This is a genomic window from Xanthomonas sp. F10 (genome assembly GCF_014206815.1).
Lineage (GTDB): Bacteria > Pseudomonadota > Gammaproteobacteria > Xanthomonadales > Xanthomonadaceae > Xanthomonas_A > Xanthomonas_A indica.
In genome coordinates, this window is the sequence record NZ_JACHNP010000001.1 from 951,927 (window position 1) to 965,047 (window position 13,121).

11 protein-coding genes are annotated in these 13,121 nt (G+C 70.2%); 4 read left to right on the forward strand and 7 right to left on the reverse strand.

The genetic code is table 11. The features are described from left to right. Positions 1–358 precede the first annotated feature (358 nt). From FHR56_RS04215 to FHR56_RS04230, 4 genes are all read left to right on the forward strand, one after another. Entirely contained in the window at positions 359–1,129 is a 771-nt protein-coding gene (locus FHR56_RS04215) for an NAD kinase (RefSeq protein WP_184502413.1), read from the forward strand. A gap of 130 nt (positions 1,130–1,259) precedes the next feature. Further along, positions 1,260–2,225: a 5'-nucleotidase gene (locus FHR56_RS04220; protein WP_160948255.1), complete on the forward strand. Its 966-nt coding sequence runs from the start codon at positions 1,260–1,262 to the stop codon at positions 2,223–2,225. Further along, the gene (locus FHR56_RS04225; RefSeq protein ID WP_160948256.1) at positions 2,222–3,034 is read left to right on the forward strand and encodes a fused MFS/spermidine synthase; all 813 of its coding nucleotides are present in this window, start codon (positions 2,222–2,224) and stop codon (positions 3,032–3,034) included. Before FHR56_RS04220 ends, FHR56_RS04225 begins: the two co-directional genes overlap by 4 nt. Positions 3,035–3,296: 262 nt before the next feature. After that, positions 3,297–4,229 carry a hypothetical protein gene (locus FHR56_RS04230; RefSeq protein WP_184502414.1) on the forward strand — a complete coding sequence of 311 codons (933 nt, stop codon included), beginning with the start codon at positions 3,297–3,299 and terminating at the stop codon, positions 4,227–4,229. Positions 4,230–4,652: 423 nt separating this feature from the next. On the opposite strand, the gene FHR56_RS04235 is transcribed toward FHR56_RS04230, so the two are convergent. The 7 genes from FHR56_RS04235 to FHR56_RS04265 all read right to left on the reverse strand — a co-directional run bounded on the left by FHR56_RS04235 (position 4,653) and on the right by FHR56_RS04265 (position 13,085). Continuing rightward, positions 4,653–5,189, reverse strand: coding sequence for a DUF2939 domain-containing protein (locus FHR56_RS04235; RefSeq protein WP_160948258.1), 537 nt, complete (start codon positions 5,187–5,189; stop codon positions 4,653–4,655). Between the two features lie 100 nt (positions 5,190–5,289). Further along, positions 5,290–5,976: a DUF2461 domain-containing protein gene (locus tag FHR56_RS04240; protein ID WP_160948259.1), complete on the reverse strand. Its 687-nt coding sequence runs from the start codon at positions 5,974–5,976 to the stop codon at positions 5,290–5,292. Beyond that, on the reverse strand, positions 5,973–7,412 hold the full coding sequence (sbcB, locus tag FHR56_RS04245; RefSeq protein ID WP_160948260.1) for an exodeoxyribonuclease I: 1,440 nt from the start codon (positions 7,410–7,412) through the stop codon (positions 5,973–5,975). Before sbcB ends, FHR56_RS04240 begins: the two co-directional genes overlap by 4 nt. A 166-nt stretch (positions 7,413–7,578) precedes the next feature. Beyond that, positions 7,579–8,943, reverse strand: a complete 1,365-nt coding sequence (locus tag FHR56_RS04250; RefSeq protein WP_160948261.1) for an NAD(P)/FAD-dependent oxidoreductase — start codon at positions 8,941–8,943, stop codon at positions 7,579–7,581. 46 nt (positions 8,944–8,989) lie between these two features. Then, complete coding sequence (gene kynU, locus FHR56_RS04255) at positions 8,990–10,261, reverse strand: kynureninase (protein ID WP_160948262.1); 1,272 nt, start codon at positions 10,259–10,261, stop codon at positions 8,990–8,992. A gap of 123 nt (positions 10,262–10,384) precedes the next feature. Then, a complete protein-coding gene (locus tag FHR56_RS04260) occupies positions 10,385–12,529 on the reverse strand; it encodes an FUSC family protein (protein WP_160948263.1) in 2,145 nt (714 codons plus the stop codon). 31 nt (positions 12,530–12,560) lie between these two features. Beyond that, the gene (locus tag FHR56_RS04265; RefSeq protein ID WP_160948264.1) at positions 12,561–13,085 is read right to left on the reverse strand and encodes a 3-hydroxyanthranilate 3,4-dioxygenase; all 525 of its coding nucleotides are present in this window, start codon (positions 13,083–13,085) and stop codon (positions 12,561–12,563) included. Between the last annotated feature and the right edge of the window lie 36 nt (positions 13,086–13,121).

Sequence of the window (13,121 nt, forward strand, 5' to 3'; positions counted from 1 at the left end):
GGCCACCTTGCCTATCCCCCGCGGCTTCGCCGCGCTCCCCTTAACAGAAGGGGGGGGCTTCCTCCAGAGAGGAGTGTGGGATGGGAGAGGGGGCGTGGTGATGGGGGTTAGGGAGTCGGGAGTTGGGATTCGCAACAGCGCATCACGTTCTCGATTCCTCTGTGCATCTGACGATCCCGTTGCTCGCTTTTGACAATCCCGAATCCCCATTCCCGAATCAGAGCCTTTGGGTTGCCCAGTTCTGCGGTCTTGACTGTCCCGTTTCCGACGCGATAGCCGCTTCTGCCAATCCCGAATCCCCACTCCCGAATCCCGGCTTTACACCCGGACAGGTATGATCGGCGCCATGAATGCGCCCATGCCGTCCTCGCCCCGCATCTGTTTTCTTGCCAGTGTCCCCACCGAGTCGCAGCGGGCGCGCGAACAACTGGTCGCGCGTTATGGCGATTGCGAGCCGGCGGAGGCCGATGTGCTGTGCGCGCTCGGCGGCGACGGTTTCATGCTGCAGACCCTGCATCGCCACGGCAGCCTGGGCAAGCCGGTGTTCGGCATGAAGCTGGGCACGGTCGGGTTCCTGATGAACCAGTTCCGCGACGACGACCTGGTCGCGCGCTTGGCCCAGGCCGAGCCGGCCAAGCTGCGGCCGCTGGAGATGCTGGCGCAGACCGAATCCGGCGCCACCACCGGCTCGCTGGCCTACAACGAGGTCTCGCTGCTGCGGCAGACGCGCCAGGCCGCGCACGTGAGCATCGATCTCAACGGCCAGACCCGGGTCGACGAACTGATCTGCGATGGCGTGCTGGTGTCCACCCCGGCCGGCAGCACCGCCTACAACTCCTCCGCGCACGGACCGATCCTGCCGCTGGGTTCGCACACCCTGGCGCTGACCCCGATCGCGCCGTACCGGCCGCGGCGCTGGCGCGGCGCGATCCTCAAGGCCGACATCGAAGTGCGCTTCCGTGTGCTGGACCCGTACAAGCGCCCGGTCAGCGTCACTGCCGACTCGCACGAGACCCGCGACGTGGTCGAAGTCACCATCCGCGAATCCCGCGACCGCCTGGTCACCTTGCTGTTCGATCCGGAGCACAACCTGGAGGAGCGGATCTTGAGCGAGCAATTTATGGTGTAGGGCGGGGATTCGGGAGTCGGGATTGGGGATTCGCAACAGCGCACCGCTTTCTCAGATTCCTCTGTGCACCTTCCCACCCCTTTGCTCGCTTTTGCCAATCCCCAATCCCCACTGCCGAATCCCTGCTCTCATGTCCGACAACTCCCCCCGTCTGCTCACCGTCGCGGTCACCTCGCGCGCCCTGTTCGATCTGGAAGAGGGTCATGCCCTGTTCGAGCGGGACGGGGTGGAGGCGTACAGCGCGTACCAGCGCGAGCGCGAGGACGATGTGCTGGCGCCCGGGGTGGCGTTTCCGGTGGTGCGCAAGCTGTTGGCGCTGAACCAGGGCACGCCGCCGGAGACGCCGCCGGTGGAGGTGATCCTGCTGTCGCGCAATTCCGCCGACACCGGGCTGCGCATCTTCAATTCGATCCAGCACTACGGCCTGGGCATCGTCCGCGCCACCTTCACCTCCGGCGAGGCGACCTGGCCCTACGTCAAGCCATTCGGCACCGACCTGTTCCTGTCGGCCAACCCGGAGTCGGTGCGGCGCGCGCTCAGCCACGGCATCGCCGCGGCGACCATCCTGCCCAAGCCGCCCGGCGAGCACGCGCAGGAAGCGGCCGCGGCGGCCGGCGCGATCGACGCCGATCGCCTGTCCACGCAGCTGCGCATCGCCTTCGACGGCGATGCGGTGATCTTCGGCGACGAGGGCGAGCGCTTCTCGCGCGAGCAGGGCGTGGAGGCGTTCGGCCGCTACGAGCGCGAGAACGCGCGCGAGCCGCTGACCGGCGGGCCGTTCCGCAATTTCCTGTCGGCGCTGCATGCGCTGCAGTCCGCGTTTCCGGCCGGCGAAGCGTCGCCGATCCGAACCGCGTTGGTCACCGCGCGCTCGGCGCCGGCGCACGAGCGGGTGATCCGCACCCTGCGCGAATGGGGCGTGCGCCTGGACGAGGCGCTGTTCCTCGGCGGCCGCCACAAGGGCCCGTTCCTGCAGGCGTTCGGAGCGGACATCTTCTTCGACGATTCGCAGCACAACATCGACAGCGCCGCCCGCGAGCGCGTCGCCGCCGGGCATGTGCCGCATGGGGTCGCCAACGACATCGCCACGCCGTGAGCGCGGCGCCGGGCGGCGGCCGCTGGGCCGCGCTGCGCCGCCTGTTGCGGCAAGACGCGGACGCGCCCACCGACCTGCGTCCCGGGCGGCCCTACGTGCGCCACGGCTGGCGCTACACCAGCCTGCAGTTCAAGGGCGAGGTGACCCAGAGCCGCATGTACACCTGGTGGCCGGACGTGCTGCAGGTGGGCTACACCCGCAGCATGCTCGGTGCGCTGCTGCTGCGCCCGGATCCGCGGCGGATCGGCATCGTCGGTCTCGGCGGCGGTTCGCAGGCCAAGTTCTGCTATCGGCACTTGCCGCAGGCGCGGATCGAGGCGATCGAGGCCGATGCCGACGTGCTGGCCCTGCGCACGGCCTTCCGCATCCCGGACGACGACGCGCGCTTCGAGGCCATGCACGGCGACGGCGCGCGGTTGCTGCGGCAACGGCGCGACCGCTACGACCTGCTGCTGCTCGACGCCTACGACGCCGACGGCATCCCGGCCGCGCTGCTCAGCCGCGGCTTCTACGAGGACTGCCACGCGGCGCTGGCGCCGGGCGGGGTATTGGTGGTGAACCTGTACGACACCGACACACGCCGGCATCTGGCGCATCTGCGCGCCCTGTTCGGTGGCCGCGTACTGCGCCTGGACGAACCGGCCATGGACAACCACGTGGTGTTCGCCTGGACCGGCGCGCTGCCGGCGCTGGATGCGCATGCAGCGCTGGCGCGGCTGCCGTGGTCGGCACGCTGGCAACTGCGCACGCCGTTCCGGCGCGTGCAGCAGGCGATGGCCGGCAGGACGGGGCAAGGCGCTCAGCGCTAGGCGGCGCCTGGCTGTATCGGGTCATTGGGTTGCGCGTGCATCGTTCGCACACGGCGCCTGTCCGACGTTGCACGCCAGCGCTGGCAAACACAGCGATGGCAAACACGTTGTGCTCAGGTGCGATTTGCAAGAATTTCTGCTCGTTGATGGAAGAGTCCGCGCATCGATGCGTCCACAACACGATTCAGCTGCGTCCCCGCCTGCGCACGCGAGCGCAGATCCCGAAGCTGCCACGCTTCTGTGGCGGACCACCGTGCCCGGCGTGGCCGCCCATCGACTCTGGCTGGACGAACGGACCGGGCAGGTGCTGGTCGCGGATGGATGGGGCGTCAGCTTCGGCGCGCTGCGGGTGCGCGCGCTGTCCATGGCGACAGGCGACGAAGTGGCGTCGGTCGCCCTGGGCAACCAGGCGCGGGCCTTCGCCAGCGACGGCGGGGGCAGCGTGCTGGCGGCCACCGAGACCAAGCTGTTCCGGCTCGAGTCCGGCACGCTGCGCGTCGCGGAAAAATGGACATCGCGCATTCCGCGGTACATCGACCGCCTGCTGCCGCTGGACGGCCATGTGCATGCGGCCAATGCCCGCTCCGCACAGCTCAGCGCCATCAGTCTGGCGGATGGCAGCGTGCGGCGCAGGGCGCTGGCGGAGGAATTGCAGCTGCACGCGACGCCTGATGGCAAGATCCTGGCGGTGGCGGCCGAGGGCAGCGTCTGGCTCGCAGAGCCCGGCCTGCCCCAGCCGCCCAAGCGCATCGCGCGGACGCCGCCGATGTGCCACTCGGCGATGGACGGACAGGGCCGCCTGTGGCTCTCGCTCGGATCCGGCCGCATCGTCGACGGCAACCGCGTGTCCTGGGCGGCGCCGACCGCGAGCGCCGGATTCATGGATCCACCTTACACGTCGGTGACGGAGATCGACCTTGGCACCGACTTCTGGAACATCGCGGTCACTCGCGATGGCCGCATGCTGACGGTGGCCGCCACCACGGCGACGACTGGCGAGCAAGTGCGACATGTCCAGACGGGTGTCGCGTCCTTCCGCACCGACGAGTGCACTCCACACGGCTGGGTGCAGGCGCCGCCGGAGTTCGAGATCGCGCTGATGTGCCCGGACGCCGGGTGCGCATTCGCCACCCGAAACCTATGGCGCAGCGCCGGCGATCCGGAAGTGTCCGAGCTGATCTGCCTGCAGTTGTAGCGACTCTCCCGTGCCGGGGCCGGACAGGCGACGGTGGAGGACCTGCATGCGTGAGGTCAGTCGAACAGTCGATCCAGCCCGGCAGAAGGCGGATGGCGGAGGATGGCCAGACGTGACTCCTGTGGGAGGGACTTCAGTCCCGACTGCATGCTGCCCGGGAAGCCATAGCGCTTTGATCGTCGCGACTGAAGGAGCCTCCGATCACGACAGGGCGCACCGGCGTAGGAGCGGCTTGAGCCGCGACAGCCATGCAGGGAACGTCTCGTCGCGGCTGAAGCCGCTCCTACGAGACTAGCGAATGCTTGGCAAACAACGGGTTGTTGGTTTTGCCCTGAACGTCCTCGCCACAGGAGGGCGCCGCGTGCTCGTGGCCTGACGTGCCCTTGGCGCTCGGCCGAGACGCCTTGCGCCGCCCGCCATCGCCTACAGCGGCAGCAGGATGTTGCTGAGCTTCCAGCGCAGGCCGTCGCGGGTGAATACGAAGGGCACCGCGGTGCCGTCAGCGGTGTGCACGGTGGCGACGAAGCGCGTGGTCGATTCGAAGCGGTGTTCGGCCTGGCGCAGCGGTTGCGGCGGACGCGGCGCGGCGTAGGTGTCGCCGCCGACGGTGTCGCCGCTGGCGCGCTTCCACAACGCGTCGCCCTGCATCAGCGCGCCGATGCCGGCCGGGGTGACCAGCGCGTCCACGCTCATCCCACCGAGGCCGCCGGCCAGCGACAGCAGCGCGCCGCCGAACAGGCTGGACTGCAGGTCTGGTCCGGCGCGGCGTACCAGCGCATCGTCCACCTGGGCCTTGAGGTTCACCCGCAGGGTCGGGAAGTCGACGTAGCGCTCCAACGCCGCCGCATCGCGCTCGCGCAGCGCCTGGTCGATGCCGCGGATGGCCAGGTACGGTCCGGCGACGACATAGCCGCCGAGGGCGAACAGGGCGAGGAACAGCAATGCCAGCCATTTCTTCATGGGATGTCCTCGGGTCGCGTAGGAGCGGCTTCAGCCGCGACCGGCGTCGACGGAATGCCTGTCGCGGCTGAAGCCGCTCCTACGGGAAAACGTTGCCGTTCTAGAATTCCAGGTCCAGCGCCGCGCACAGATAGTCCACGAACGGACCGAGCGTCTGCAGGTCGGCGGCGATCTGCGAGCGCAGCCGCGGGCCGGTCATCGCCGCGTCGTCGACCTGGCGCCAGAACACCCAGTTCTTGTGCTTGAGGTCGTCGATGCACTCGAAGTCGGCCGGGAAGCCGCGCGGCGGCCGCACCAGCATCTCGCTTTCCTCGAAGTCGAAGCGGCGGCGCAGCGCCGGCGCGTGCGCGGCGGCCTTCCAACTGCCGGGATTGTCGAAGATGAACTGGCGCACCTTGCGCTGCGTGTCCGGTTCCGGATGCCACAGCCCGGCGCCGACGAAGCTCTCGCCCGGCTGCAGGTGGATGTAGAACGACGGCGCCGGCACCTGCTTGCGCCGCTCGTGGAACAGGCGCGCGCCCTGCCAGGTCTTGTACGGCGACTTGTCGTGGGAGAAGCGCGCGTCGCGATGGATGCGGAACAGCGAGCCGCCGACGCCGCGCGGATCGGCGCGGAAGTGCTCGCTGACCTGGGCCAGGTCCGGCTGCAGATCGGTGATCAGGCGCAGGAACGGCTGGCGCACGTGTTCTTCGTACTTGTGCCGGTTGTCGTTGAACCAGGCCTTGTCGTTGTGCCGGGCGAGCGCCCGCAGGAACTTGAAGCTGGCGTCGCTGAAATAGCTGGTCATAGGCTGCGTTGCAGGTCGTGGCCCCAGGCGGCCAACTGGTCGAGCAGGGCTTGCTTGGTAGCATCCTGCGAGTGAGCCAGGCGTAAATCGGCCAGCTCCGCATAGAAGGCGTCGAAGCTCAGTTCGGACAGGCCGCTGTCCTGTTGCAGGCGCTGCCGCCGGTACTCGTCCCAGCGCGCCTGCTCGGCGATGGACAGACTCTGCGGCCAGTTGCGCGCGCGGTAGCGGAACAGCAGTTCGGGCAGGCGCGGATCGCGGAACTGGCCTTCCAGCGCGGCCAGTTGCGCCGGCGGGCTGGCGCGGACCTGGGCCATGGCGCGCTTGTCGCCGTCGGCCAGGAAGCCGTCGTACAACGAGGCGTCGACATCGGCCGGCACCGCGGCACGCTCGCTGGCGAACACCCGCCGTACCTTCTCCGCCAGCGCCGGGCCGGCCTCGCGCAGGCGCGCGGCCTTGGCCAACAGCTGCGCCGGGTCCAGCCGCAGCCGGGCGAAGTCCGCCTCGCGCAGGTGCGCCCAGGCGACCAGCGCCGGCGCCTTGTTCAGATGCACTTCCTTGAGCGGGATGCGCTGTTCGCCCTCGGGCAGGTCGGCCTGCGGGGTGTACAGGCGGTCGGCGATCTGTTCTGGCGTATAGCGCAGCAGCGGCTCGATGTCGCCTTCCAGGTCGAACACCAGCACCCGGCTGTCGATGCGTGGATGCCGTGCCAGCGGCAGCACCGGCGCCGCGCACAGGCGCGCGGCCGGATAGCGCATCGACACATGCAGCACGGGCTGCATCGCCACCGCGTCGAGCAGGCTGCCGCAGAAGCGCTTGTCGCGCAGCTTCAGCGCGTATTCCCACAGCCGCGGCTGGCTGCGGCGGAAATGCCGGGCCATGCCGATGGTGGCGTACACGTCGGACAGCGCCTCGTGCGCATCGCCGTCGCGCACGCCGTTGGCTAATGCCAGTTGCTCCAGCTTGAACGAGGTGGCGCCGTCCTCGCGCTGCGGCCAGACGATGCCCTCCGGGCGCAGTGCGTGCATCAGCCGCAGCATGTCCAGCAGGTCCCAGCGCGAGTTGCCGTTGCGCCACTCGCGTTCGTAGGGATCGTAAAAATTGCGGAACAGGCCGTGGCGCACGAACTCGTCGTCGAAGCGCAGCGAGTTGTAGCCCAGTGTGCAGGTTTGCGGCCGCGCCATCTGTTCGGCGATACGCGCGAACGCCTCGGCTTCGCTGACCCCCTCGCGCAGCGCCTGCTGCGGGGTGATGCCGGTGATCAGGGTGGCGACCGGCGAGGGCAGCAGGTCGTCGGCCGGCTTGACGAAGAAGCTGATCGGCTCCTCGATCACGTTGAGGTCGGCGTCGGTGCGCACCGCGGCGAACTGCGCGATGCGCGTGCGCCGCGGATCGGCGCCGAAGGTCTCCAGGTCGTAGAAGAGGAAGCTGTCGGGCATGACGAATCGAATGGTGCGGGGCAGGCGAGGCGCGGAGCGCGGATGCTTGTGTAGGAGCGGCTTCAGCCGCGATGGGCGTTACCGGTAATGCTGTCGCAGCAGATCGCCCCAGACCAGGGAGAGCCGCTCCTGCGGAAGACCGGGTGCCCGCACAGGGTACGCCGGTTCAATGCGCCCCCTCCAGCGGCGCCAGCCGCGCGTGCACGATCCGCTCCAGCCACCGCCAGTCGATCCGCGACAGATCGCTGTGGCCCTGCGTGGCCTGGACCAGGATGTCGCGCTGCACCTCGCTGCGTTCCAGCGCCTGCGCGTAAGGCGTGCGCAGGAAGGTGACCATGGTGTAGTGCGGGACGAAGCGGGTGGGGTGCCGCGCCTGCAGGGCCTGGCCGAGTTCGCGCTGCAGCAGGAAGCCGGCGTCGCCGACGCGGTCGCGCATTTCCACATAGTTTTCCAGCGCCATCTGCTGGATCGCGCCGGCGTTGGGCTTGCGCTCGGCCTCGAAGGCGGCGTAAGCGCGCGCCAGGTCCGGTTCGCGCTGCAGGTGCGCGGCCAGCGCGGCGCAATCCTCGAACGCGCAGTTCATGCCTTGCCCGTGGAACGGCACCATCGCGTGCGCGGCGTCGCCCAGGAGGACCGCGCGGCCGTCCAGGTGCCAGCGCTCCAGGCGCAGCGTGCCGAGCAGGCCCGGCGGGTGCTGTTCCCAGTGTTCGGCCAGTTGCGGCATCAATGGCAGGGCGTCGGCGAAATCGCGCGCGAACAGCGCCAACGCCTCCTCGCCGCTGCGCACGGTGGCGAAGCTGGGCTCGCCCTTGTTGGGCAGGAACAGGGTGACGGTGAAAGTGCCTTCGTGATTGGGCAGGGCGATGCACATGTAGTGCCCGCGCGGCCAGATGTGCAGCGCGTTGGGTTCGATGCGGAAACCGCCGCTGGCGCTGGGCGGGATCTCCAGTTCCTTGTAGGAATGATCGAGGAACTCGATGTGCTCGGCCATCGGCGCCTTGCGCTGCATCGCCGCGCGCAGCGCCGAGCCGGCGCCGTCGGCGCCGATCATGCTCTCGAAGCGGATGTCGTGCGGCTGGTCGTCGCGGTCGTCGATGAAGCGCGCATAGCCGGCGTCGAAATCCACCGTGTGCAGGCGCCGGTAGAAGTGGATGCGCGCGCCGGCCTGCTCGGCCAGTTGCAGCAGGGTGATGTTGAGATCGTTGCGATGCACCGACCAGATCACTTCGCTGTCGTCGCGGCCGTAGCGCTGCAGTTGCTGTTGGCCGTCGGCGAAATGCACCATGCGCCCGCGCATCATCACCGCCTTGGCCATCACCGCGGCATCGGCGCCGGCCTGGCGCAGCACGTGCAGGCCGCGCTCGGCCAAGGCCAGGTTGATCGAGCGGCCGCGCTCGTAGTCGTGCACGCGCGGGTCGCCGCGGCGTTCGTAGACAGTGACCTGCCAGCCCTGGCGCGAGAGCAGGATGGCGAGCAGGGAGCCGGCCAGTCCGGCACCGATCAGGGTGATGCTGCGGGGGGATGCGTTCAATGCGGTGTCCGGAAGGCGCGGCCGCGGGCCGCGCGAAGAAGGTGGGTCAGACCCCGGCCCAGGTTTCCACTTCCTCGACGAAGCGGTAGACGTCGCGGTACCGGTTGTACAGCGGCACCGGGCTGATCCGGATCACGTCCGGCTCGCGCCAGTCGCCGAGCACGCCCACCGATTGCAGATACTCGAACAGGGCGCGGCCGCGCTCGCGGCCGCCGGCCACGCGCAGCGACAGCTGGCAGCCGCGTTGCGCCGGGTCGGACGGGGTGATGATCTGCAGGGTGTCGGCCAGGCGGGCGCGGATCAGCGTCTCCAGGTAGCCGGTGAGCTGCTGCGACTTCTGTCGCAGCGCGTCCAGCCCCGCCCGCTCGAACAGGTCCAGCGAGGCGCGCAGCGGCGCCATGCTCAGGATCGGCGGATTGCTCAGCTGCCAGCCGTCGGCGCCGGGTGCGGCGACGAACTCGGGCGCCATGCGGAAGCGGGTGCGCTTGTCGTGGCCCCACCAGCCGGCGAAGCGCGGCGTGTCGCCGTGGCCGTGGCGCTCGTGCACGAAGGCGCCGGCGACCGCGCCGGGGCCGGCGTTGAGGTACTTGTAGTGGCACCACACCGCGAAATCCGGCGCGGCATCGTGCAGGTGCAGCGGCACGTTGCCGATCGCGTGGGCCAGGTCGAAGCCGACCGCGGCGCCGGCCGCGCGCGCCAGCCGCGCCACCGCGGCCAGGTCGAAGGCCTGGCCGGTGCGGTACTGCACCCCCGGCCACAGCACCAGCGCCAGGCGCGGGCCGTGCTCGCCAATGGCGCGCTCGATCGCCGCCAGCGACACGGTGCCGTCGGCGCCATCGGGCTGCACTTCGATCAGGTCGGTGGCCGGGTCGAAGCCGTGGAAGCGGATCTGCGAGGCCACGGCGTGCTGGTCGGAGGGGAACGCGCCGGCCTCGATCAGGATCGCCGGGCGCTCGCGGGTGGGCCGGTAGAAGCTGACCATGAGCAGGTGCAGGTTGACCGTCAGCGTGTTCATCGCCACCACTTCGTGCGGCAGCGCGCCGACCAGCCGCGCCAGCGGCGCGGCCAGCAGTTCGTGGTAGGTCATCCACTGCGTGTCGCCGTTGAAATGGCCTTCCACCGCCAGCGAGGACCACTTGTCCAGCACCTCCTGCACCGCGGCGCGCGCCCCGCGCGGCTGCAGGCCCAGCGAGTTGCCGACGAAGTAGGCCTGGTCGGCGCCCTGATGCTGCGGGAACAGGAACTCCTGGCGCAAGGCGCGCAGCGGATCGGCGGCGTCGAGGGCGATGGCGTGCTGGCGGGACAGGATCTCGTTCATCGGCGTGGGTTCCTGGAAGCAGGGCGAGAGTCTAGAGCGTGCGGGACGACGTGAGGTGACTGTCCGCCGGCAGGCAGTCGGGTGTGCCGCGGGCGTTGCCAGCACCGTCGGCACGACACGCCTTCACCCGCTGCGGTGCGCGCCCACCGGCGGCGGTTCCTTTGCGGCCGCCGCGGTCGGCAGCAGGGCGCTGCGGACCAGGTGGGTGAGGGTGCCGATGCTGTCGGCCACGCGGTCACTGGTGTCGGCCAGCGCGGCCAGGGCGCCACCGTCGCTGCCGTCCTGCAGGTGCGCGGCCAGCGTCTCGGCCAGGTGCCGCTCGTGCGTGCGCAGGCTGGCCTGCGGCGGAGGGGTGCCGGTGCGCAGACCCTCGGCCAGTTCGGTGAGCGCGGCATGCGCCTGCTGCCGGAACTGCTGCAGTTCCGGCAGCGGCGGCAGCGGCGGCGCATCGCGCAGCACTGCTTCCAGCGACAGCGAGGCGCGGATCAGCCGATTGCCGTTGGCCAGTATCGATTCGGCCAGGGTCAGCTCGCGCAGGTTGCGCTTGCGCCGCGGCTCGCCGCGCAGGCGTTCGATCGAGGCCTGCGCGTTGGTGCGCGCGGTACGCGAGACCGCGCGGGTGTCCGGCAGCGCCTGCAGGCGCCCCTCCAGCACCGCGCTCAAATGGTCGCGATAGGCGAGCAGCAACTGCGCGAGGATGGCGCGGATGTGCTTGCGTTCCCAGGTCGGCCACAGCGCATAGGCCGCCAGCGCCAGCGCGCTGCCGAGCACGGTGGCCTGGATGCGCTCGCCGATCGCCTCGCCCGGGGCCATGCCCTCGAACGACAGCAGCAGCACCAGCATGCCGGTCAGGCAGGCCACGCCGAGCCCGTAGTTGACCTGGGTCAGCAGGCGGAAGCCCAGGCAGAATACGGTCAGCAACAGCAGCCGCACCACCGCCCCGTCCATCACGAAATGCGCCAGCACGGTGGCCAGCAGCAGCCCGGCGAAGGTGCCGGCCACGCGCAGCGCGCCGAAGCTGAGGGTGCCGCCGAAATCCGGTTTGAGCACGATCGCGGTGGTCATCGGGATCCAGTAGCCGTGCGGGATCGCCTGCCAGCGCGCGAACAGCACCGCCAGCGCCAGGCACACGCCGCAGCGCAGCGCATGCCGGAACGCGACCGAAGACAGGTTCAGGTTCGCCCGCAAGGTCTGCAGCGGCGCCAGCGGGCGCAGCGCCGCCGGCAGCCGCGCTTCTGCCAGCTCGGCCTGGATCTCGCCGCGGCTGCTGGCCCAGCGGCCGTTGCGCACCAGTGCGCGCAACTGCCCGCCCAGGCCCTGCGCACGGGCCACGGCGATGCGCAGCAGGCGGCGTTCGCGGGTGCCTTCGGTCTGCGTCTGCACCTGCGCCAGCGCGTCGATGAGATCGTCGAACCCGGTCATGGAGGCATTGGCCGCGTCGGGATCCTCGGCGCCGTCCAGCGCGTGCGCGAGCTGGTCCAGCACCACCGCGCTGCGTTCGAGCACGCGTTCGATCGGCAGCCGCGCGGGCGACGCCGTGTCCAGGCGCCCGTGCAGGTCGGCCAGGGCCAGCAACTCCAGCCGCGCGCGTTCGCACAGTTCGGCGATGACCCGAAACGCCTGCACCGCACGCCCGCGGGAGCGGTGTTCGCCATGCAGCATCACCATCGCCTCGAGCACCGCCTCGGTGGCTGGCGGCGCCGCGGTCGCGCTCGGCCGCTGGCGGGCGAGGCCGGCCAGTTGCCGCATCAGGTCGGCCAGGGCGAAGCGCTCCGGCCGGTAGCGCTGCAGCGGCCAGGCCGCCAGTGCCATCAGCATCTGCAACACGCCGCCGGCGAAGATCAGCGCCGCCACGCCCACGCTCTGCAGCGGCGGCAGGCGTACGTCGGCGCTGACCACCAGCAGGATCATGCTGGTCAGCCCGACCCGCGCCGCCACCGGGCCCAGCGCCACCAGCAGGCCGCCGCCCAGGCCGAGCAACAGGGCGCTCAGCGCCAGTGCGACCGTATGCGCGCCGATCAGCATGCCCAGCAGCGCGGCCACGCCCGCTGCCAGGGCCGCCATCAGCATGCGCTGCATCCGCGCCCGGTACGGGCCGGGCTGGTCGGAGAACATGGTGTTGAGCGCGCCGGTGGACACTGCCAGGCCGAGTTCGGCATGGCCGGCGGCCACGCCCAGCGCCAGCGGCGCGACCACCGCGGCGGTGTTGCGCAGGGCCACGCGCACCGGCACGTCGCGCGGCTTGAGCGCGATCAGGCTGCGCAGCATCGCAATCCGGAACGGTGCGGGCCCAGGGCGGTCACGGCGCGGCGGCCGCCGGCGGCCGCGGATGCACGTGACCGCAGCGGGCGCAGGTGCGCAGCGCTTCGGAGGCGTAGAAGCGTGCGAACACCGGCGGGAAGTCGGTCTCGATGTCCTGCAGCGGGAAGTAGGCTTCGTACAGCAGGTGGTTGCAGTGCGCGCAATACCACAGCAGGCCGTCCTGTTCGTGCGGCAGGCGTCGCCGTTCGATCACCAGGCCCACCGAGTCGGGCCCACGCTGCGGCGAATGCGGCACCTTCGGCGGCAGCAAAAAGGTTTCGCCGGCGCGGATCGGGATCTCGCGCACCGCGCCGTCCTCCTGGATCTTCAGCACCATCTCGCCTTCGAGCTGGTAGAACCACTCCGGGCCTTCATCGTAGTGATAGTCGCTGCGCGCGTTCGGCCCGCCGACCACCATCACGATGAAGTCGCCGGCGTGGATGCACTTGTTGCCGACCGGCGGCTTCAGCAGGTGCCGGTGGGCGTCGATCCAGGCGTGCAGGTTGAGGGGGCCGGGGAGCATGTGGATCCTAGCGGGGAAGGACGGGGCCGTGCGCGC